Source organism: Mucilaginibacter tolerans (genome assembly GCF_030519375.1).
In the GTDB taxonomy this organism is placed as follows: domain Bacteria; phylum Bacteroidota; class Bacteroidia; order Sphingobacteriales; family Sphingobacteriaceae; genus Mucilaginibacter.
The window spans coordinates 1-21,211 of record NZ_JAUMKB010000009.1 but is presented as its reverse complement, the minus strand read 5'-3'; the positions used below and the strand labels follow the sequence as shown (position 1 = coordinate 21,211).

Below are 21,211 nucleotides of genomic sequence, written 5' to 3'. Positions count from 1 at the left end.
GTTGTAATGGTTTTAGAAGTTAACCTTTTCAACCACTACAACTATTTCAACTACCCTCCGCCCAACTCTTGTAATAATTCTCGTCCTCTATTTTAAGTGCATCTTCTGTCAGCATCAATGGTCTGAATGGGTCGATCATTACTGCCAGTTCATCCGTTGATTCTTTACCTATTGATTTTTCTACTGAGCCGGGAGCTGGTCCGTGTGGTATGCCTCCGGGGTGTAAGGTGATTTGGCCTTTTACTACACTCTTGCGACTCATAAAATCGCCATCGACATAGTATAAAACCTCATCGCTATCCACATTGCTGTGGTTGTATGGTGCAGGGATAGACAAGGGATGATAATCAAACTTGCGCGGAACAAATGAGCAGATCACGAAGTTGTGGCCCTCAAAAGTTTGGTGTACCGGTGGCGGTTGATGTAACCGGCCCGTTATCGGTTCAAAATTGTGTATCGAAAATGCATAAGGGTAATGGTATCCATCCCAGCCAACAAAATCGAAAGGGTGTGTGCCGTAAATATACGGATAGATCAACCCCTGCTTTTTTATCAGGATCTTAAAGTCGCCTTTCTCATCATGAGTTTCAATATCGATGGGCAATTTCAAGTCGCGCTCACAATAGGGGGCGTGTTCCATCAGCTGACCGTATTGATTCAGATAACGTTTTGGCGACCGTATCGGGCTAAAGCTTTCTACGATAAACAGGCGGTTATCTTCGCTGTCGAATTCCAGTTGATAGATAGTACCACGCGGAACGATCAGGTAATCACCATACTCAAATGGGATGTTACCATAGCCGGTTTTTAGTGTGCCTGAACCAACGTGAATGAAAATTACCTCATCAGCCTGGCTGTTTTTGTAAAAATAGTCTGTCATTGATTTGCGCGGAGCTGCCAGCGAGATATGCAGATCGCTGTTGACCAGAACCGGTTTGCGGCTTTTTAAATAATCGTCCTCAGATTCAATTTTAAAACCGATGAGGCTGGTATGTTTCAGGTGTTTTTCGCGGGCTATCTTTGGCTCAACAGAGTATGGTTCGCCCAAAGTTTTTACGATAGTAGGTGGATACACATGATATACCAGCGAATAAAGGCTCGAAAAGCCCTCGGTGGATACCAGTTCCTCAGCATATAAAGTGCCATCGGCCTTACGGAATTGCGTGTGCCGTTTTGGCGGGATCTTCCCTAATTTATGATATATGGGCATGGTTTATTTTCTTGGTTGTAATGTTGTAAAGTTGAAATGTGCAAGGTTAATATTTGTATTAACTTACAGCATATCAATTTAATATAATTAAAACGATTAGTTGGGGCCAATAGTTTAGAATTTGTAAGGCTAACTTTTCAACTTTCCAACCTTACAACTTTCCAACAAAAGAATTAGTACTGCGCCAGCACGATTTTAGCAAGCATAGCATCCCTGAAAGAAGAAGCATCACTCATGGAAGTGAGCCCAAGGGAAAACAGAAAATGTTTTTGTATGTGCAGCATTGTAGTACAAAGTTAGGGTAGATAAATTTAATGTGCAAGGGGTTGGTTGTAGATGTTGTAGAAGTTGTAAGGGTTGCAGATGTTATAAAAGATTTTTAACTATGCAGAATAACCAAACCTTAAATACATGAATACCTTCGAAGATCTGAAAACATGGCAAAAATGCAGGGAATTCCGAAAAGATGTTTCTATATTGATAAAAACTTTTCCGGTGGATGAAAAATATCGTTTGGTCGACCAATTAAAACGGGCGTCAAAGATCGATAACAGCGAATATAGCAGAGTGACACGGTCGTTTTCACAATCAGGATAATCTTAAATTTTGCAGGAATGCCCGTGGTTCATTAAATGAAGTACTTGATCATTTAATTTGTGCTCTTGATGAGTTGCTTATAACAAAGAGTCAGTTGCTGGAATTGCGACAAAAATACAACGAATGTTATCGTCTACTAAATCGATATATCGCTTTTTTAAGCAAAAAAATGTTTAGAAACTATTGATGGAGTTGAATTGGCATGAAAGTTCGCGGAATTCTAACCATTACAACATTTTCAACTTTTACAACCATTACAACTAAAATCAATAGCTTTACCTCACCAATTCAACCGTAATGAAATTAGTATCCTATAAAACTGAAGACCGCGAGCACCTGGGCATATTTGTTAATGGCCATATTTATAATCTCAACTCGTGCCACAAGCTGCTGCCAGACAATATGAATGCTTTTTTATGGGGTGGCGACGAATTGATGGACCGTGCAAAAAAGGTTAACGATGATATCGCTTCAGGTAAACTGGAAGCGAAAGAGGAATTGTTTTTCGAGCTGTTGGCTCCAGTACCTCACCCTACCTCGTGCCGGGATGGATATGCATTTCGTCAGCATGTGGAAGCTGCAAGACGTAACCGCAAGGTGCCCATGATACCGGAGTTTGACCAGTATCCGATCTTTTACTTTACCAATCATAATGCGATACAGGGGATGGGTGAAATAGAGTGTATGCCCGATCATTTCAATAAACTTGATTTTGAATTGGAGGTAGCTGTTGCGCTCAATAAGAAAGGCAGAAATATCAAAGCCGCTGATGCGGATAGCTACATAGCCGGTTACATGATCATGAACGATATGAGTGCCCGTACCCTGCAAATGGAGGAGATGATGCTGAACCTCGGTCCGGCAAAAGGGAAGGATTTTTCAACGGTGATCGGTCCGTGGCTGGTTACACCGGATGAATTGGAGCAGTATAAAGTGTCTGCAAAACCTGGTCATACAGGCAATAATTATAAGCTGAACATGAAATGCCATGTGAACGGCAAAGAAGTATCTAACGGCAATATGGCGGATATGGACTGGACCTTTGCCGAGATCATTGAGCGTTGTGCCTATGGATGCGATGTACTGCCCGGCGATGTGATTGGTTCGGGAACTGTTGGTACAGGCTGTTTCCTTGAATTGAACGGCACTGGTTTATTAAACGATCCCAATTATCAATCCCAATGGCTGCAACCCGGCGACTTGGTCGAGATGGAAGTAACCGGACTCGGCATCCTGAGCAATGTGATCAAAAAAGCCAACAGCAACTTTTCGATACTGGATTTAAAGAAGTGATTTTGCTTTGTTCGTTCATTTTCTGAGTAGATAGTATTGCGAACAAAATGGAACAAATAACATATTTTATACGCTACCTGAATTATTAGATTTTACCTGCTATCTTATCCAACATTGATTGTATCCTTCGGTCTGCCTCTGCTTTTGTTATACCGTTATAATAATCATGAACGAACGGGTGTTCAAAGTTTTCATGAGGTACTATCTCCGGTCATTGGTTCGCACTTGTTCTACTTAAAAAACGAACGAACAGACTAATTATACCGATGGTTCCTGCTGGCTTAGGCAATGAAAGCTACCCAGTCCCCAGATGATATCTGTTGAATCAATGCCGATCACTTTACGGTCAGGGAAACATTGCGTTAGGATATCCAGTGCCCTGTCGTCATTGTTACTGCGATAAGTAGGTACAACTACCGCAGCGTTGCTGATATAGAAATTGGCATAAGAAGCAGGCAGGCGCTGACCATCGTAATAAACCGGATCGGGCATAGGCAACTCAACTATATTCAATTGCTTGCCATTCAGCAGGCGCATTGTTTTCAGTGTTTCAAGGTTTGCCTGAAGGATGTGGTAGTTTTCGTCGTTTTTATTTTCCTCAACAACAGTCACTACAGTATCCTCATTGGTAAAGCGGGTAATATCGTCGATATGGCCGTCGGTATCATCGCCAATAATGCCATCTCCCAGCCATAGCACCTGCTCCACACCATAGTAGTTTTGCAGATATGATTCTATTTGCTGTTGATTCAGATGCGGATTACGGTTCTGATTCAGCAGACAAGCGGTAGTCGTCAATACTGTGCCTTTTCCATTAAAGTCAACTGAGCCACCTTCCATAATAATACCGGGCTCATATAAAGGTAAATCGAAACGCTCTGAGATTCGGGTTGGTATAATATCATCTAAATTGAATGGAGGATATTTATTGCCCCAGGCATTGTAATTCCAATCAATTATTACTTTTTGCTTTGTACCCGTATTGATTAAAAAGGCAGGGCCATGATCACGGCACCAGGCATCATTGGTAGGAAAGTCAAAGAACTCGATCTGTTTCAGATCAATGCCAACGGCCAATAATTGCTCTTTGGCGAAAGCAGCCATCTGCTCATTCACCACATTGATACGGACTAACTCACCCTCCGAAACTGCTTTAATAAACTCGCTATAAGCGCGATAAATGGTCCCAATTTTGCCGGGCCATGATTCTTCCTTATGTGGCCAGCTAAGCCATGTAGCAGTATGCGGCGCCCATTCAGCAGGGAAATGAAATCCCTGCGAAGCAGGTGATTTAGAAAAATCAATCTTCATCTATGAGGCGTTTTGTGATGGGCTGATAGGAGTCAATACGACGGTCACGCAGGAACGGCCAGTGAGTACGATAATAATCGGTTTTGGTTAGGTCAAGCTCCTGTACTACTACTTCCTCATCCGTATGAGATGCCTGGTGTATCACGCTGCCGAATGGATTGGCAAAGAATGATCCTCCCCAGAATTTCAGTTCTTCTTCCTGACCGACACGGTTCACACTTACTACGTGAACACCATTGGCTACAGCGTGTGAACGCTGGATGGTTTGCCATGCGTTGTATTGCTCGGTGTTGGTAGTGTCGTCCTGACTGGTAGACCAACCAATAGCAGTAGGGTAGAATAATATCTCGGCACCCATCAGAGCAGTAATACGGGCAGCCTCAGGATACCATTGATCCCAGCAAATCAGTACACCGATTTTGGCGTATTTAGTCTTGAATACTTTATAACCCAGATCGCCGGGTGTGAAGTAGAATTTTTCATAAAAGCCCGGGTCATCCGGAATATGCATTTTGCGGTATTTGCCCAGGTAAACACCATCAGCATCTAATACAGCAGTGGTATTATGGTAAACACCTTGTGCCCGCTTCTCGAATAGAGAGGCAATGATCACCACATTCAACTCTTTGGCTACTTTTGACAGCTCGTCGGTCGACGGGCCGGGGATAGCTTCAGCCAGTTTGAAATTGTCGTAATTCTCTACGTCGCAGAAGTATAGCGAGGTAAACAATTCCTGCAGGCAAACTATCTGTGCGCCCTTCGCCGCGGCTTCGCGCACTTTTACAATTGCTTTTTGCAAATTATGCTGTTTATCAGCCGTGCACGACATCTGCACCAAACCAACCTTTACTTTAGCCATAGCCTTTAAATTTTGCGCAAATTTAAAATTTTAATGTTAACTGAAATGTCAATTTATGGTGCTTGTGCAGAATGGGAAATCTACAACTTTTATCCGTGTAATCACTTGATCATCGCTGTAATCTAAAAAAAAACTACTTTTGCAGCCGATGACAACATTTGAAGACGCAGTAGAGGACAACCCCAATCCCCGAACCTGGAGGCATAAAGTTTGGAATGTAACCAAGTTACTCTTAAAACTTGCAGTTACTTCGGTGTTGTTATGGTATGTGTTCAGCAAGCAGCCAATCAGCGAAATTAAAGACAGGCTTTTACATGCCAATTATTGGTGGATGCTGGCAGCTATACTGATGTATGCCTGCTCTATGGTCGCCTCAGCATGGCGTTTGCTTAGCTTCTTTAAATCAATTGATTTACGTTTAGATCCAAGGTTCAACCTTAGACTTTATGCACTTGGAATATTTTATAACCTGCTTTTACCGGGTGGTATAGGCGGCGACGGTTATAAGATCTACCTGCTACATAAAAGATATAATTTACAGGCAAAAAAGGTGTTCTGGGCCATAGCGTTCGACCGTCTGAGCGGGCTTTGGGCTATTGGGCTGATCGTGGTAGCACTTACCATATTTATCCCACAGATTCAGGAGCAGATACATATTGCGATTCCGATGGCGATATTTCTTGTGGGGTCGGGTATTTACTATGCGGTAGTAAAAATATTCTTTAAAGATTTTACCAAACACTTTTTTAAGGGACATGCCAAGGCCGTTATCGTGCAGTCGTTCCAGATATTGGCTATACTTTGCGTCTTAATGGGGCAGGATTTTCATGGTAAATTCGCACCTTACCTGTTATCGTTCCTGATTTCAGCATTAGCTGCGGTAGTGCCCATTACCTTTGGTGGTGCAGGTGCACGTGAAGCAATTTTTGCACGTCTGTCGCCAATATTTAACATGAATGTCGGTCTGGCGGTATTCCTCAGTGTATCATTCTACCTGATATCATTAATAGTGGCCTTATCGGGGCTTTATTATGTAATTCGTCCGAGCAGGCTGGAAGAAGGTTTGCCGTCAATTGACACGAAAGAATAGTTGATTAGGTTAACTCACTCAACTCAATCCAACTACTTAACTAGCTATCCAATTATTCACTTTGTTCGCAACCTGTCCCAGTCTAAAAACGAACGAACAGGCGGGTTAGGTTGATAGGGAGACTATGTTGAATAGCTTATCCAACTTAATCAACCTAATCAACTCAATCAATCAATCAATAATAAACAACGAAATTCCTAACTTTACGTTCTCTTAATAAACCTACTGAACGTAATGAGCGATTTTAATGATTTTAAGAATCCGCAGGTTGCTGCGCTGCCACGTCATTTAAAGCAATTTATAGTACCGCAGCACTACAACCATTATACTCCAATCGACCATGCGGTATGGCGTTATGTCATGCGCCAGAATTATAGCTATTTAAAAGATGTCGCTTATTATCCTTACATCCCTGGTCTGCTAAAGGCAGGGTTGACCATTGAGAAGATTCCCAATCTGCAAGAAATGAACGATGCGCTGGGTAAGATCGGCTGGGGAGCAGTTACCGTTGATGGCTTTATACCACCTGCTGCATTTATGGAATACCAGGCTTACCGGGTGTTGGTTATCGCGGCAGATATCCGTCAATTAAAGCATATTGAATATACACCTGCACCGGATATTATACATGAGTCGGCAGGGCATGCACCAATTATAGCCGATAAGGACTACCATGAATACCTGAGTTATTTTGGCTCGATAGGAGCAAAGGCCATGTTTTCGGCACAGGACTTTGAATTGTATGAGGCGATAAGACAGCTATCCATTTTAAAAGAAATGCCTGATGCTGATCCGGAAGACATAAAAGAAGCTGAGGAACTGGTTGCTTACCGGCAGGAAAATATGGGGAAGCCTTCGGAAATGGCGCTATTAAGCCGCCTGCACTGGTGGACAGTAGAGTATGGCTTGATCGGCACCTTAAAAGATCCGAAAATATACGGTGCGGGCTTACTTTCGTCCATAGGTGAGAGTGTTAGCTGCATGAAAAAGGATGTGAAGAAGCTGCCTTATACTATTGATGCGGTTAATTATCCTTATGACATTACTAAGCCACAACCGCAATTATTTGTGACGCCAACCTTTCAAAATCTGATCGATGTACTGGAGGAATTTGCGAATACCATGTCGTTCCGCGTTGGGGGGAATTATGGATTGCAAAAAGCGGTGGAAAGCAAAAATACCTGTACGGTTGTGTATAGCTCGGGGTTGCAGGCCTCGGGAACGGTTACAGAGTTTAAGAAGCTGGATGATGAACAACCATCTTTTATTAAAACATCAGGCCCGACTATATTATCTCATAACAATAAGCAGCTGAAGGGCCACGGAAAAGATTACCATAAAGACGGGTTCAGTTCACCAGTTGGCCGTTTACAAGGGATTGACACGCCTTTGGAGGATATGGCTCAGGATGCATTGAAACTGCTGGGAGTAGAAGTGGATAAACACACACGGCTGAACTTTGCCAGTGGTATTACCGTAAGTGGAATGGTAAAGAAAATTCTAACCGTAGACGGTAAAAATCTGATTATCACTTTTTCAGATTGCACGGTGAGGGATGAAAATGATAATATATTGTTTGATCCATCATGGGGAGTGTATGATATGGCAATCGGAGCGAAGGTAACTTCTGTATTTTGTGGCGCCGCGGATAAGGATGCATTTGAGGAGATCGTGTACAAATCCAATACCAACACTCATCACGTCGAATATGATGCAAGGACAAAAGAATTGCATCAGCTTTATCAACAGGTACGTAACCGCAGGCATAAGGGAGGTGATTTTGGTTATTTAGGAAATGTGTGGATGCGGCTGCAAAAAAACCACTACGATGATTGGCTTTGTCCACTGGAAATATTAGAAATCCTGGAACACGAAGAAGTTGAACCGGAAGTAGCAGCAGAGATAAGAACCTTTTTGGAAGGCAAAGCAAGAAAGGAGCCGAATCTTAAAAAGTTAATCAATGATGGTCTTTACCTGATCAAGCATCCCGTGGAGCAAAAACTGGTGGTTTGATAAAATTAATATCTTCGCCTTATGAATATTATTGTTACAGGCGCCAGCAGCGGCGTTGGCTTTGAAGCGGTGCTTGAATTTATATTGACCAACAAACATAAAGTAGTTGCTTTAGCGCGATCTGGTGATAAGTTAGGGCGTTTGCTGGAAATAGCTAAGGGCTTAAATCCCGATTGTGTGTTGTATCCTGTAGCTTTTGACATTGTGCATGATGATTACCACCATTTGCAGCAATTTATCAATAGTCATCTGGATGGGCAAGTGGATATACTGATCAATAATGCCGGTGTCCTGATCAATAAACCCTTTGCAGAATTGCTGGAAGCGGATTTTGTAGAAATGCTGCAAAGTAATTTTATCGGGCATGTTCGTATCACTCAGAGCTTGTTGCCTTATATGCCCGCAGGGGCTCATATCCTGAACATCGGCAGTATGGGTGGTTTCCAGGGGAGTGCTAAGTTTCCGGGATTATCAGCCTATTCAGCCAGTAAAGCAGCTTTACACACGCTAACCGAGTGTCTTGCCCAGGAGCTTACAGAACAACAGATCAAAGTAAATTGTCTGGCTTTGGGTTCGGCACAAACCGAAATGCTGGAGAAAGCCTTCCCAGGATACGAATCACCTGTAATGGCCTTTGAAATGGGGAAATACATTGCTGACTTTGCACTTACCGGTCACCGCTTTTTTAATGGGAAGGTTTTGCCGGTAGCGGTAACTACGCCTTGATTACTTCTTTACAAAGAGTAAGATAAAAGCTAGCGTGGCGCTGATCTGTCCGACCCAGAAGATAAACATCCATTTGATGGAATCAGCTTTATGTTCACCGATCTCTTTGCGGATATCGTAGCGAAGATTAGCAATCTCTTCCTTTGTGTCTACGATCTCGGCTCTGATACTTGCGATATCATCCTTTGTAGCCAATGTTTTAATAGTTGCTTCCACTGATCGTTCTGTTCTATTATCAATGTATTTGAACATGGCCTCGGCTGTATCGCTGCCTAATTTTTCGGATAGTAGTTTATACAGCCTGGCTGTTTCTTTTGCCTCTGAGTACATAACAAATATAAGGTTAGGATTTAATAATTTTAATACAGAGCAGCCTTGCGCCGCCCTGTATCGTTGTGATAGGTTAGGTTGTCAGGTTTAGGTAAATTGTGACAGGTTTGGTATTTATTTCTTTAATCCGATCTTCAGGAATTCGTTTACCACTACTTCGGTTACATAGCGTTTGTTGCCGTCTTTGTCTACATAGCTTCTACTAGCCAGCTTGCCTTCAATGGCTATTTCATCACCTTTCTTTAAAATTTCTTCCGCTAGTTTAGCTTGAGCACCCCATAATAGAAGATTGTGCCATTGGGTGTCAGTTACTTTTTCGCCTTTGTCGTTTTTGTAAATCTCATTGGTAGCGATGGCAATCTTTGCCAGCTTGCGGTTGTTATCAAAGCTTTTTACTTCGGGATCCATGCCCAGGTTCCCTACCAGGCGTACACTGTTTTTTAACGTATTCATCGTTTTAGTTTTTAATAATTCTTATCTGAGTCAACGATACAAAGGTGAGGAGGAATGAAAAACATATCCGGTTAATAATCGCTTATAGTCGACAATTTCCGTTTGTAAGCGTTTGTAAACGAATAAATGATTGCTTATCTTTACTGCTATGACCGAAGAAAGATTTTGCCTTGATTGCGGCGAGGTGTTGCATGGCCGCGCTGACAAAAAGTTCTGCAATGATCAATGCCGCAATAATTACAATAATCAACTGAACAGTAACAGCTCAAACCTGGTGCGCAACATCAATAATATCCTGCGCCGTAACCGCAGAATTCTGGAAGAGTTAAATCCATCAGGTAAAACAAAAACCACCCAGAAGAAGATGGCAGCCAAGGGGTACAATTTTGACTATCATACCCGTACCTATCAAACCCAGAATGGTAAGACCTATCACTTTTGCTATGAATACGGTTATTTACCATTAGAGAGCGATGAGGTATTATTGGTGAGGAGGGAAGATAATTCGATTAAGTAATATCCGGATGCGCTTCTGTATGCTTTTCTCTTTTGCTGGCAAGCAAACCAAGACTCATTATAATGCTGGTACCCAGAATCACCACAAATAATAATCCGGTTTCTACGCCTTTTATTTTTAGTTCCTTTGGCAGATTGTAGTACAATAATACACTTATCAGGCCACGTGGTACCAATACCAGTTCGGGCATCATTTCAATTTTCGACACTAGTTTGATGTATAAAAAGCGAATAAGGTAGATAGCCAATAAAATCGCTCCGCCACTGATGAGAATGGAGACATTCCCCAATTGGTAGATATCCATTGAATACCCAAACAATACAAAAAAGAAGGTCCGCATTACAAACGCACTTTCACCTGATAATTGTAAAAGCTGTTTCAACTCGAACGCATAAGTAGGGTATAAAAAGAATCTGCGGAACCAGGGCAAGCGAATCTGCCCGGCATTATTCAGAAATAAACCTAATGATAATACAACGATCAACGCTGATAAGTGATAAGATTGGCCTATGGCATATACCAATGTAATCAGGGAGATAATCAGGAAAAACTTGATATGGTGTTTAATGCGTCCTATCAGGTATAGCAGGCAAACACATGAAACCGCGGCGAACAAAAGAATGATAATCAGTTCAATACCAAGTCCGGTAAAGGCTGATACGTCAAATTGTGTATTGCTGATAGCAAAATTGAAAAGGATAATAGCAAGTATATCTGAAAAAGAGGATTCATAAATAATAAACTCCCGCTTGGATTTACTAATACCTGCTGATGATGGGATGGCGATAGCCGAACTGACCACACAAAAGGGAATAGAGTTTACGAAACATAGATAAATGTTCTGCCCGGTCAAGTAATTGATCACAAAAGTGATGGATGCACAGGTAAGCAGCAGGATGATCAATGCCGAAAAGAAGGTCTTCTTGATAATGGCATTTTTTTCCTTGCTGTATTTAAGCTCGAGTGAGCCTTCAAATACTATGAGAATTAATCCGAGCGTACCAAGAGCAGGTAATATCTTCGTAAAGTCGAAAGTTTTAAAATTGAAATAATCCACCGTCTGTTTGATGATGATCCCCAAAAACAGAAGGAGCAGAACAGAAGGTATTTTGGTTTTTCCGGCAAGAAGGTCAAACAGGTACGAAAAAATTACCAGCGCGCTTAAAATGATGAGGGTAGTGTACGTCGTCAAGGTCGGATTGGTAATTGGTTAGGGGCACTTTATCTAAAATACATATTTACTCTGCTATTTAACCCTGGAATAAGATAAAATGTTCAGACCAATATCAATTAGTTTACGGCGATCTTATTTTACAAAACCATGAGCTTGCCTTCGGTGTTAGTTAACCTATATTTGCACAAAACGTCTATATGTCTAACCTGTTTTCTCCCCTTAAAATAAAAAACGTCGAATTTAGAAACCGCATTGCGGTATCGCCTATGTGTGAATATTCATCAGTTGATGGCTTTGCCAGTGATTGGCATTTGGTACACCTGGGTAGCCGTGCTATAGGCGGCGCTGCGTTGGTTATTACCGAAGCGACTGCAGTATCTCCGGAAGGCCGGATCAGTTATGGTGACCTGGGAATTTGGAAAGATGAGCACATTGAAAAATTAAAGCAGATCACTGGTTTTGTTCATGAGCACGGTGGTGTTGCCGGCGTACAATTAGCACATGCGGGCCGCAAGGCCAGCCACGAAGTGCCATGGAAAGGTAACAAGCAAATACCATCCGGTGATGAAAATGGCTGGAAGGCGTTGGCACCAAGCGCTGTAGCGTTCATAGAAACAGAAGAACCTCCAATAGAATTGGATAAAACAGGCATCGAAAAAATAAAAGCCGATTTTAAAGCTGCTGCAGCAAGAGCACTTAAAGCGGGCTTTAAAGTGATTGAGATACATGCGGCGCATGGTTATTTGATCCACGAATTTTATTCGCCTCTCAGTAACCGTCGTGCCGATGAATATGGGGGCTCATTTGAAAATCGTATCCGCCTGTTGTTGGAGGTTGTTGCAGCAGTAAAAGAAAGCTGGCCGTCTGAAAACCCATTGTTAGTGCGTATATCATCAACAGACTGGACCGAGGGTGGATGGACTATTGATGATTCGGTTAATCTTGCTAAGAAACTGAAAGAAGCCGGTGTCGACTTGATAGATTGCTCATCCGGCGGCAACATATTGGCTAAAATTCCTTTAAAACCCGGATACCAGGTGGAATTTGCCGAGCGCATACGCAAAGAATCAGGAATATTGACCGGTGCTGTAGGGCTGATCACGGAAGCCAAACAGGCTAATGAGATCATTCAAAATGGTCAGGCTGATATGACACTATTAGCTCGTGAGTTGTTGCGCGATCCGTATTTTCCGTTGCGTGCGGCACATCAACTTGGACAAGAGATTAAATGGCCCGTTCAATATGAGCGGGCTAAATGGTAAACTTAATATTGAAGTATAAATAATTTAACTAATTTCAAATACATTCACTTTAAACAAAGAACGAACTATGAAACGCACAGCAAAGGCCCATTGGAATGGCAACTTAATGGAAGGCAAAGGGGAAATTTCCACCCAGAGCACTATCTTAAACAATACACAATATTCATTCAAAACCCGTTTTGCCGATGGCATTGGTACTAACCCTGAAGAATTGTTAGCAGCTGCTCACGCCGGTTGTTTTACCATGGCAGTTAGTGCGGCATTAGCCCAGGCTGGCTTTACTGCAAATGATTTAAACACAGAAGCAATTCTTGATCTTGATTTACAAGCCTTAGTCGTTAACGGCATCCATCTTGAAATTAAAGGTTCGCCTATCGATGGCGTATCTGAAGAAAAATTTAAACAGATTGCTGAAGGTGCAAAGGCTGGTTGTATTATCTCAAAAGCTTTGAGCGTGCCAATTACACTGAACGTACAGTACGCATAATTACTGTTTGTCAATTTATTGAAAGGGGATCCTGGTCTGGGGATCCCCTTTCAATTTTTATAAAAATTAAAATGTGATATTGGCACATATCGTTTCGTAACGTAAGTACTATATTTATAGTCTTACATCTAAACTGCATCTTATGATATCAAAAGGAGTAAAATTTCTACTATTTGCAACAACCCTTTACTTATTGGCATTTCAAACAATGGCCCAACCAAGGCTGCCGAAGGGGTATTATTGGAAAAAACTTCCAAACGGGTTGGAAGTTGTCGTGATCGAAAATAGCAAAGTGCCGCTGGCTACTATCGAGATTGCTGTAAAAAACGGAGCGTACACTGAAGGGCCTGAGTACAGCGGCCTGTCGCATTTATTTGAACACATGTTCTTTAAGGCTAACAGGGATTATCCCGACCAGGAGAAATTCCTGAAACGCACCCAGCAATTAGGCGCTATATGGAACGGTACCACCAATGTGGAGCGCGTAAACTACTTTTTTACATTCGACAGGGATAGCCTGAAAGCGGGATTGAAATTTATGAACGCTGCTATACGCTTCCCGATCTATCGCGAAGAAGATATGAAGAAAGAGCGCCCTGTGGTTGATGGTGAATTTCAGCGTGCTGAAAGCGACCCGGGTTTCCAGCTCTGGTATAATGTTCAGCAGCATCTTTGGGGCGATCTGATCACCCGCAAAAACCCTATCGGTATACATGAAGTGATCAATACCGCTACACCAGATAAGATGATGATTATTAAGAACAAATACTATTTTCCTAATAACAGCTTGCTCACTATTTGCGGTGATGTGAAACACGAGGAGGCATTTGCAATGGCTGAAAGTATTTTCGGCGATTGGGAAAGCAGCGGCTTCGACCCGATTCAGAAGTACCCGATCCCTCCATTTAAACCATTGGATAAGAACGATTACTTTGTAAAGGAAACAACCATCGCGCAAACACCCAATATGCAATTCTCGTGGCAGGGGCCATCGTACCTGACAGATTCTGCCTCAACCATATCAGCTGATGTATTCTCAACCATATTGGGCTTAAACGCATCAAAATTACAACAGGCACTGGTTGATAAAGGACTGGCATCCGGTGTTTCGTTTAATTATACTACCTGTAAGTATGTAGGTCCTATCGATTTGTTTGTGACGCCTAATCCGAATAAGCTGAAAGAATGCTATGCAGAAGTAATTAACCAGGTAAATCAGTTTGCAAACCCTGATTACTTTACTGATGAGCAGCTAAATGATGCTAAGGCCATTTTGTTGCGTAATCGTATCCATAATATGGAGAAACCATCGAGCCTGCCAAGCCAGGTAAGCTACAACTGGTGCAGTACCTCACTGGATTACTTTACAGATAATGATGACAATTATCAGAAAGTAACCCGCGAAGACATTGTGAGATATATTAAGAAATATATTGCAGGTAAACCCATGGTTGCCGGTTTGATCATTAATCCTGAACTAAATAAGCAAATAAACGCAGGTTCATTCTTTGCAGCTAAATAACCTTAAACTGAACATCATGAAAAAGAAAATATTTATACTGTTTATTAGTATTGCGGTATCTGGCTTTCAGGCGGTAAAGGCGCAACAGGCGAAGCCTTATGATATGACAATCGATGGGGTTAAAGTAATTGTTCAGCCGAGCGGGAATGATATTATTGAGATACAAACCGCTATAAAAGGCGGGGTGCATAATTATCCGGCTGATAAAACAGGTATCGAGTCATTGGCATTAACCGCGCTTAGTGAATGTGGCACAGTGAAACATGATAAAAATAGTTTTAAAAACCAGCTGGATAAGGTAGGCGCGGATGTGTACGGTTTCAGCGGCAGGGATTATTCCATCGTGAAAATGAACTGTATTAAAGGCGATTTTGAAACTGTTTGGCCTTTATATGCAGAAATGATGACCTTGCCGGCTTTTGACGCCAAGGAGTTTACCCGGATTAAACAAGATGCTATCAATAACCTGAAGGAAAACGAAGGCCGCCCGGATGCAGCTATCGATAAATATGCTAACAAGGTGGCATTTGCGGGTCGAGATTATGCAAAAGATCCCAGCGGTACGGTAGATAATATCAATAAGATCACATCGGAAGAAGCCAAAGCTTACTACAAATCTATATTAACCAGGTCGCGGTTATTAATCGTCATCGTAGCAGATCTGGACAGGAATATTATTGAGCAAAAGGTGAGTCAGCTATTGAACGGCATAAAACAAGGCGCACCTTTTGAGTTAAAAAAAGAGGATTTCCGGATATATAAGAATTCATTCTCAGCTGAACAACGCGACCTGGCTACCAATTATGTAGAGGGTATTACCGGTGGCCCTGAAGCCGGCACCCCTGATTTTGACGCCTTTAACGTGGCTATGCGCATATTTGCTAATCGTCATTTTCTTGATGTGCGTACCAACAATGGCTTATCCTATGCGCCACAGGCCTGGTTTAGCTACGGAGCTACTTCTGTTGCCAAATTTGCCGTTTCGACTACCCAGCCCAACAAATATATTGAAGTGTTTGACAGATTGGTAGACAAGATTAAAACAGACGGCTTTAAAGCTGATGAAGTAGCTGATATGAAAGTAACCTATCTTACAGGATTTTATTATCGCCAGGAAACCAACAGCGCACAGGCGGCGTCGTTAGCCACAAACGAAATCATATTCAATAATTGGCATCGATCTTATACGCTGGTCAATGACGTGAAAAAACTAACTGTTGAGCAGGTAAGTGATGCTTTCCGGAAATATATCGGCAATATTGTTTGGGTATACCAGGGCGATCCTAAAAAGGTTGATCCGTTAAAATACACCAACGGCACCATAGATAAAGGCGTTGGTGGTGTAAATAATTAATCACTAAGAAAAATTTGCGACAGGAGAAGGAGCGGGAGTAAATGCCGGCTCCTCTTCTTTTATAGTACCGACAACACCGACTGGAAGCGTGAAAAAGAATTCTGTTCCTGAACCCTGAACACTTTCAACCCATATTTTTCCATTGCATTTCTCGATCAGGTCCTTACAGAATAAAAGTCCCATACCGGTACCCGATTCATTATTAGTGCCGGTTCCGCTATCTACCTTACTCTTGAATAACTTGTTCAACTGTTTTTCGGACATACCAACACCACTATCTTTAACTGATATCAGGATATAGGTCTCATCTTTCTGCCGGGCACTAACTACAATGGTATCGTCTTTCCGCGAGAACTTGATGGCATTGGTAATTAGGTTACGGGTAACAATACGGATCGAATTCGGGTCGGCTGCCACGGTGATATTCTCCGACACAGTATCCGTCAGTTTAATCCCTTTTTCTGTTGCCTGCTCATAATAATTGCTTACCTCGTATGATATAACATCTTTAATAGGGAAACTTTTTGCCGAGCTGTCGAAGTTTTCCATCTGGCTATTGATCCAGAAAAGCAAGGTGTCCAAAAAGTCAGACGTATATTCCAGCTTTTTCAAGGCTTGAGGTATCATAGTTAAAAACTGGTCGTGCGATATGGTATCATCTTCCAGCAAACCAAACAGGCCGCGCAGGGTACTTAATGGTGCCCTAAGGTCGTGCGCCAGTACGGAGATAAGTCTGTCTTTCAGATTATTCAGGTCATTTAATTTGTGCGCCTGATCATTCAGATCCGCTTTTTGTTGTATGACTTCGGCGTTTTTGTCCTCTAGTATGGAATTGATCTTTTGTTGTTTAAGTTTGGCTTTATAGTAAACGATCAGGATAGCGGCCATACCCAGTATGATCAGGAAGAAGATAGCACTCAATAAGCCCTGTCTCTGTATTTTCTGCTGATACAGATCGTCCTGGCGCTGGTGCTGTGCAGCAAGCAAACGCTGCTTTTCAGCAAAATTAGATTCCAGGTTAAATGAGGTTAGCTTCTGGACGCTTTCATCACTTTTCAGGCTGTCTCTAAGTAAATTATACTGTTCCTGAGCTTTATATGCCTCTTTAAATCTGTTTAAGCCGCCAAGAGCTTCGCTAAATTGTAAGGCGGCGTTTGTCCTATTGGTTAAACTACCCAGCTTATCAGCAAGGGCCTTAGCCAGTAATGCATATTTATATGCATTTGGATAATCCTTTTGCTGGTTATAAACAGTAGCAAAACCGATATAAGCATAAGCCTTATTGTAATCAATTTTATAAGCTGTCGAGATATCGAGCGCCTGGTTCAGAAAATTTAAGGCGGCGTTAAATTGCTTTTTATTTGAATAACAAAGGCCGAGATCGACATATAAAGAGCCAAGCCCATCTTTGTCATCCTGTTCTTTGGTTAATTTTAATGATTTGGTAAGATATACAATGGCTTCATCATATTTTTTCTCAGCCATAAATATTTCGCCCATATTTTCGTAGGCAGTACTAATACCTTGTACATTCTTCTGATCCTCCCATATTTTAAGAGCACGTTTATAATACTCCATTGATTTTGGATAGATCTCCATATTCTTCATCAACTCCCCAATATTATTATAGTTGTTTGCCGCAGCAAGGTTGTTATGTAACTTGATATCTAATGAGAGCGACTTAAAATAGTTATCAAGTGCATACGATGATTTTCCGATATTGTCTGACACCCAGCCTATATGGTGGTAACACTCGGCAATACCGGCTTCGTCCTTTATTCTCTTTTTTATTTCAAGGGCCTTATTAAAGTAGTCTGCCGCAACATTGTAGTTGGCTATCCGGTTATACATACGGCCATAAAAAATGTAAAAATCACTCAGGCTTTTATCATCCTTTAAATTGATATATAGCAGTTTTGCACCTACAAAGTTTTTCTGTGCCAAATCATACTGCCCCTTTTGAGAGTATATATTAGCTAAGGTAAGCATACCGTCGGCAACACCTCTTTTATACCTGATTGCCATTGATTTTGAAATTGCCATTTTACCATAGTAAATGGTACTATCTGGATTTATATCGGCAAATTCTTTTGCTAACTGGTTTATCCTGTCAATAGTAATAGCGTCTGTTGGGTTATCCTTACTGCTAAGGCTGGAGGCTAACAAGGTTTTAAGGCTATCCACTTTAAAATTGGCCAGATTATAAGCCACAGAATTATAGGTAGCGGAGTATGACACGTATGCGGCAGACACCGTTATAGAGGCCAGTAGCAGAATGAGAGTAAAAAAAGACCTAAAATTTTTGATAACTGATGACGACATTTAATATATGCTAACCTAAATAACCATAGCAAAAGACCAATTAGAGTTGGTGGTAATTGCCTTAATTGCATTTACTTATGTCTTATACGATAACACGCTATTAATTTGTTTTATTTTGTCTTAAAAAATTTAACCCAATATAATATTACGTGGAACTATACAAGTAAAAAAGATGCATGGGGATACTTAAACCATGTTTTATGATACGATCATAGCTTCTTCATTAAAACTCCCGAGCGGTAGCGTAAAGAAGAATTCCGTTCCATGGCCGGGTTGGCTTTCAACCCAAATTTTGCCGTGGCATTTTTCAACTAAATCCTTGCAAAATAATAACCCCATCCCTGTTCCCGATTCGTTATTTGTGCCATGCCCGCTATCGACCTTGCTTTTGAATAATTTATCAAGTTGGTGCTGTTGCATTCCTATACCCGTATCTTTTATAGACATTAGGATATTGTTGTCATCCAGATAGTTGGTACTGATTGTAATAGTATCATTTTCGCGGGAAAATTTAATAGCGTTGGTGATCAAATTGCGTACCACGATACGAATAGAATTAGGGTCAGCAGCTACAATAATATTGTCCGAAACATTATCTATCAATCTGATTCCCTTCAATGCTGCCTGCTCACAATAGTTTGTAGTCTCGTTGGCAACAACATCTTTGATAAGAAAAGCCTTGTCGGTGCTGTCAAAATTATCCATTTGGCTGTTTATCCAGAATAACAAGGTATCCAGAAAATCAGAAGTATATTCCAGTTTTTTTACTGCCTGCGGGATAAGATCCAGAAACTGATCATTGGTAAGAGTGTCATCTTCAAGCAAAGTAAAAAGTCCCCGCAATGTACTTAGCGGAGCCCTTAAGTCATGCGCCAAAACCGCAATCAAACGATCTTTTAAATGGTTCAGGTCATTTAACTTAATGGCCTGTTCGTCCAGATCGGCTTTTTTCTGTACGATCTCGTTGTTTCTTTCCTGAAGAACGGCATTGATCTTTTGTTGGCGGCGTTTGCTTTTATAATAAACGGCAGCTATGAGTACCATCCCTGATAAAACCGTACTTAGAAAAATGAGATTAGTCCGTTCCTGTTTTAATCTTTGGGCGTAAAGTTCATCCTTTTCCTTTTGTTGCGCAATCAATTTGCGCTGCTTGCTTGCAAACTCATATTCAAGGTTGTAAGATGTTATTTTTTGAATATTTTCATCGTTATTCAAACTATCCTGAAGTGCAATGTATTCCATGGAGAGTTTATGTGCTTCTTCAAATTTGCCCAGACCTGCCAAAGAATTGTTCAACTCAAAAACTGCATTTGCCCTGAACCATATATTATTTATTTGTTCCGCCAGTTTATGACCAGAAGACGCATAATTAAATGCCTTTTGATAGTCCTTTTGCTGATTGAAAAGTGTGGCAAAGCCTATCAGGGCATAAGTTTTATCGTAAACGATGTTGTATTTTGCTGCGGTTTGCAATGCAGTATTGAAATAGCTTAATGCCAGATCGTATTGCCCTTTGTTGGCATAGCATAATCCCAAATCGGCAGAGATATAGCTGATGCCATCCTTATCATCCTGTTTAATAGCAATATGAAGCGCTTTTGATAAATAATTGATCGCTTGATCGTAATGTTTTTGAGCCAGCAGCACCTCGCCGATATTTTCAGTTGCGGTACCGATTTCGAGCAGGTCATGGGTTTGTTTAGCAATTCCTAACGCTTTATTGTAGTAATCAAGGGCTTTAGGATATGCCCGCATATTTTGCAAAACATCGCCAATATTGTTGTAAATGTCGGCAGTCGCCGTTTGGTTTCGCTCTTCAATTTCAACAAAAAGTGCTTTGTAATAATAATCGAGTGCAGCAGAGTGGCGGCCCTGCCCGAAGTAAACCATGCCGATATTTTTATAGCAAACAGGTAGCTCCCGCTTGTTATTTTGATGCTCATATATACCTCGGGCAAGATTTAAATAATAAAGGGCTTGTTTATAGTCAGCCTGCATATTATACATTTGGCCTGTAACCGTGTAGGCGTTGCTCAGGCCCTGCTTATTATTTAAATCTGTATAGATGGATATAGCCTCGTTTAGCTCAGCCTTTGCCTGCGCAAACCCACCTTTAAAATAATTGGCGTGCCCGGTTTCCACTAACCCATCGGCAATACCAGCTTTGTAATTGATTTTTTTTGATAAAGCAATCGCTTTATAACCATAATATAATGTACTGTCCGGCTTTATTTCGATAAACTCAGCAGCCAGTTTGTTGATCAGGTTGATGGTCGCAATATCAGAGGGGTGTGAACGATCGCCCAGACCGGCAAGCATTATTTTTTTCAGGCTATCGGTTTTATTGCTACAAGCCGACTGGGCGTGACCTGAATTCGATAGCGAATAGGAAAGCCCGTTTAAAGCGGAAAATAAAAAAATAAAAATTACAGGGGCTTTCAACTTTTTACTATTTACCAGAAGCTAATTACTTCCCAAAATCACAATCTAAAGAGATAATTTTCTCCAGACTATCTCTTTTTGTTTAATTATAGATTAAACATTGTGTTTATACGATAACAATGACGAAATAGGTTTGGATAATTTATAAACAAAATAAAAGAGCCCGGTTTTATGCACTGCCCCCAAAAAGTTAGACACTATTTGGGGGCATTTTTATGGCAAAAAACAGAAAGCATGGAGTAAAATTTA

General features: G+C 41.3%; 18 protein-coding genes and 1 pseudogene. 11 read left to right on the top strand and 8 right to left on the bottom strand.

The annotated features are described in order from the left end of the window. Positions 1-46: 46 nt before the first annotated feature. Positions 47-1,210: a homogentisate 1,2-dioxygenase gene (locus tag Q3A68_RS13575; protein ID WP_302901645.1), complete on the bottom strand. Its 1,164-nt coding sequence runs from the start codon at positions 1,208-1,210 to the stop codon at positions 47-49. A gap of 411 nt (positions 1,211-1,621) precedes the next feature. Here Q3A68_RS13575 and Q3A68_RS13570 point away from each other — a divergent pair, with 411 nt between their 5' ends. From Q3A68_RS13570 to Q3A68_RS13565, 3 genes and pseudogenes are all read left to right on the top strand, one after another. Next, on the top strand, positions 1,622-1,807 hold the full coding sequence (locus tag Q3A68_RS13570) for a four helix bundle protein (RefSeq protein WP_302901644.1): 186 nt from the start codon (positions 1,622-1,624) through the stop codon (positions 1,805-1,807). A gap of 34 nt (positions 1,808-1,841) precedes the next feature. Continuing rightward, positions 1,842-1,994, top strand: a pseudogene (locus Q3A68_RS23180) (four helix bundle protein); the annotation flags it as partial. Between the two features lie 110 nt (positions 1,995-2,104). Continuing rightward, positions 2,105-3,100 (top strand): fumarylacetoacetate hydrolase family protein, encoded by a 996-nt coding sequence (locus Q3A68_RS13565; protein ID WP_302901643.1) that lies wholly within the window; start codon positions 2,105-2,107, stop codon positions 3,098-3,100. Between the two features lie 258 nt (positions 3,101-3,358). Here the strand turns inward: Q3A68_RS13565 and Q3A68_RS13560 are convergent, their stop codons facing one another. Both Q3A68_RS13560 and Q3A68_RS13555 read right to left on the bottom strand, forming a co-directional pair. After that, positions 3,359-4,411, bottom strand: coding sequence for an agmatine deiminase family protein (locus tag Q3A68_RS13560; RefSeq protein WP_302901642.1), 1,053 nt, complete (start codon positions 4,409-4,411; stop codon positions 3,359-3,361). Continuing rightward, positions 4,401-5,270, bottom strand: a complete 870-nt coding sequence (locus tag Q3A68_RS13555) for a carbon-nitrogen hydrolase (protein ID WP_302901641.1) — start codon at positions 5,268-5,270, stop codon at positions 4,401-4,403. The genes Q3A68_RS13560 and Q3A68_RS13555 overlap by 11 nt, the downstream gene beginning before the upstream one ends. A gap of 148 nt (positions 5,271-5,418) precedes the next feature. On the opposite strand from Q3A68_RS13555, the gene Q3A68_RS13550 reads away from it, so the two are divergent. From Q3A68_RS13550 to Q3A68_RS13540, 3 genes are all read left to right on the top strand, one after another. Continuing rightward, positions 5,419-6,360 carry a lysylphosphatidylglycerol synthase transmembrane domain-containing protein gene (locus Q3A68_RS13550; protein ID WP_302901640.1) on the top strand — a complete coding sequence of 314 codons (942 nt, stop codon included), beginning with the start codon at positions 5,419-5,421 and terminating at the stop codon, positions 6,358-6,360. 234 nt (positions 6,361-6,594) lie between these two features. Further along, complete coding sequence (locus tag Q3A68_RS13545) at positions 6,595-8,373, top strand: aromatic amino acid hydroxylase (protein WP_302901639.1); 1,779 nt, start codon at positions 6,595-6,597, stop codon at positions 8,371-8,373. 21 nt (positions 8,374-8,394) lie between these two features. Continuing rightward, on the top strand, positions 8,395-9,099 hold the full coding sequence (locus Q3A68_RS13540; protein WP_302901638.1) for an SDR family NAD(P)-dependent oxidoreductase: 705 nt from the start codon (positions 8,395-8,397) through the stop codon (positions 9,097-9,099). On the opposite strand, the gene Q3A68_RS13535 is transcribed toward Q3A68_RS13540, so the two are convergent. Further along, positions 9,100-9,429, bottom strand: coding sequence for a hypothetical protein (locus Q3A68_RS13535; protein WP_302901637.1), 330 nt, complete (start codon positions 9,427-9,429; stop codon positions 9,100-9,102). Between the two features lie 114 nt (positions 9,430-9,543). Continuing rightward, on the bottom strand, positions 9,544-9,882 hold the full coding sequence (locus tag Q3A68_RS13530) for a single-stranded DNA-binding protein (RefSeq protein ID WP_302901636.1): 339 nt from the start codon (positions 9,880-9,882) through the stop codon (positions 9,544-9,546). 148 nt (positions 9,883-10,030) lie between these two features. Here Q3A68_RS13530 and Q3A68_RS13525 point away from each other — a divergent pair, with 148 nt between their 5' ends. Further along, positions 10,031-10,399 carry a hypothetical protein gene (locus Q3A68_RS13525; protein WP_302901635.1) on the top strand — a complete coding sequence of 123 codons (369 nt, stop codon included), beginning with the start codon at positions 10,031-10,033 and terminating at the stop codon, positions 10,397-10,399. Here the strand turns inward: Q3A68_RS13525 and Q3A68_RS13520 are convergent. Then, complete coding sequence (locus Q3A68_RS13520; RefSeq protein ID WP_302901634.1) at positions 10,392-11,591, bottom strand: cation:proton antiporter domain-containing protein; 1,200 nt, start codon at positions 11,589-11,591, stop codon at positions 10,392-10,394. The two genes, Q3A68_RS13525 and Q3A68_RS13520, sit on opposite strands and share 8 nt — an antisense overlap. Before the next feature lie 179 nt (positions 11,592-11,770). Here Q3A68_RS13520 and namA point away from each other — a divergent pair, with 179 nt between their 5' ends. The 4 genes from namA to Q3A68_RS13500 all read left to right on the top strand — a co-directional run bounded on the left by namA (position 11,771) and on the right by Q3A68_RS13500 (position 16,198). After that, a complete protein-coding gene (gene namA / locus Q3A68_RS13515; RefSeq protein ID WP_302901633.1) occupies positions 11,771-12,835 on the top strand; it encodes an NADPH dehydrogenase NamA in 1,065 nt (354 codons plus the stop codon). 67 nt (positions 12,836-12,902) lie between these two features. Beyond that, positions 12,903-13,322, top strand: coding sequence for an OsmC family protein (locus Q3A68_RS13510; RefSeq protein WP_302901632.1), 420 nt, complete (start codon positions 12,903-12,905; stop codon positions 13,320-13,322). A 142-nt stretch (positions 13,323-13,464) separates the two neighbouring features. Continuing rightward, a complete protein-coding gene (locus tag Q3A68_RS13505) occupies positions 13,465-14,844 on the top strand; it encodes a M16 family metallopeptidase (RefSeq protein ID WP_302901631.1) in 1,380 nt (459 codons plus the stop codon). Between the two features lie 16 nt (positions 14,845-14,860). Continuing rightward, entirely contained in the window at positions 14,861-16,198 is a 1,338-nt protein-coding gene (locus tag Q3A68_RS13500; protein ID WP_302901630.1) for a M16 family metallopeptidase, read from the top strand. Between the two features lie 3 nt (positions 16,199-16,201). Here the strand turns inward: Q3A68_RS13500 and Q3A68_RS13495 are convergent, their stop codons facing one another. Continuing rightward, entirely contained in the window at positions 16,202-18,451 is a 2,250-nt protein-coding gene (locus Q3A68_RS13495) for a tetratricopeptide repeat-containing sensor histidine kinase (RefSeq protein WP_302901629.1), read from the bottom strand. A 267-nt stretch (positions 18,452-18,718) separates the two neighbouring features. Next, on the bottom strand, positions 18,719-20,962 hold the full coding sequence (locus Q3A68_RS13490; protein WP_302901628.1) for a tetratricopeptide repeat-containing sensor histidine kinase: 2,244 nt from the start codon (positions 20,960-20,962) through the stop codon (positions 18,719-18,721). Positions 20,963-21,211: the final 249 nt, after the last annotated feature.

Bases quoted from the DNA above. Each gene is read 5' to 3' on its own strand.
- Q3A68_RS13540 (WP_302901638.1), top strand. From the start codon at position 8,395: ATGAATATTATTGTTACAGGCGCCAGCAGCGGCGTTGGCTTTGAAGCG.
- Q3A68_RS13505 (WP_302901631.1), top strand. From the start codon at position 13,465: ATGATATCAAAAGGAGTAAAATTTCTACTATTTGCAACAACCCTTTAC.
- Q3A68_RS13500 (WP_302901630.1), top strand. From the start codon at position 14,861: ATGAAAAAGAAAATATTTATACTGTTTATTAGTATTGCGGTATCTGGC.
- Q3A68_RS13560 (WP_302901642.1), bottom strand. From the start codon at position 4,411: ATGAAGATTGATTTTTCTAAATCACCTGCTTCGCAGGGATTTCATTTC.
- Q3A68_RS13545 (WP_302901639.1), top strand. From the start codon at position 6,595: ATGAGCGATTTTAATGATTTTAAGAATCCGCAGGTTGCTGCGCTGCCA.
- Q3A68_RS13575 (WP_302901645.1), bottom strand. From the start codon at position 1,210: ATGCCCATATATCATAAATTAGGGAAGATCCCGCCAAAACGGCACACG.
- namA (WP_302901633.1), top strand. From the start codon at position 11,771: ATGTCTAACCTGTTTTCTCCCCTTAAAATAAAAAACGTCGAATTTAGA.
- Q3A68_RS13555 (WP_302901641.1), bottom strand. From the start codon at position 5,270: ATGGCTAAAGTAAAGGTTGGTTTGGTGCAGATGTCGTGCACGGCTGAT.
- Q3A68_RS13565 (WP_302901643.1), top strand. From the start codon at position 2,105: ATGAAATTAGTATCCTATAAAACTGAAGACCGCGAGCACCTGGGCATA.
- Q3A68_RS13535 (WP_302901637.1), bottom strand. From the start codon at position 9,429: ATGTACTCAGAGGCAAAAGAAACAGCCAGGCTGTATAAACTACTATCC.
- Q3A68_RS13525 (WP_302901635.1), top strand. From the start codon at position 10,031: ATGACCGAAGAAAGATTTTGCCTTGATTGCGGCGAGGTGTTGCATGGC.
- Q3A68_RS13570 (WP_302901644.1), top strand. From the start codon at position 1,622: ATGAATACCTTCGAAGATCTGAAAACATGGCAAAAATGCAGGGAATTC.
- Q3A68_RS13510 (WP_302901632.1), top strand. From the start codon at position 12,903: ATGAAACGCACAGCAAAGGCCCATTGGAATGGCAACTTAATGGAAGGC.
- Q3A68_RS13530 (WP_302901636.1), bottom strand. From the start codon at position 9,882: ATGAATACGTTAAAAAACAGTGTACGCCTGGTAGGGAACCTGGGCATG.
- Q3A68_RS13550 (WP_302901640.1), top strand. From the start codon at position 5,419: ATGACAACATTTGAAGACGCAGTAGAGGACAACCCCAATCCCCGAACC.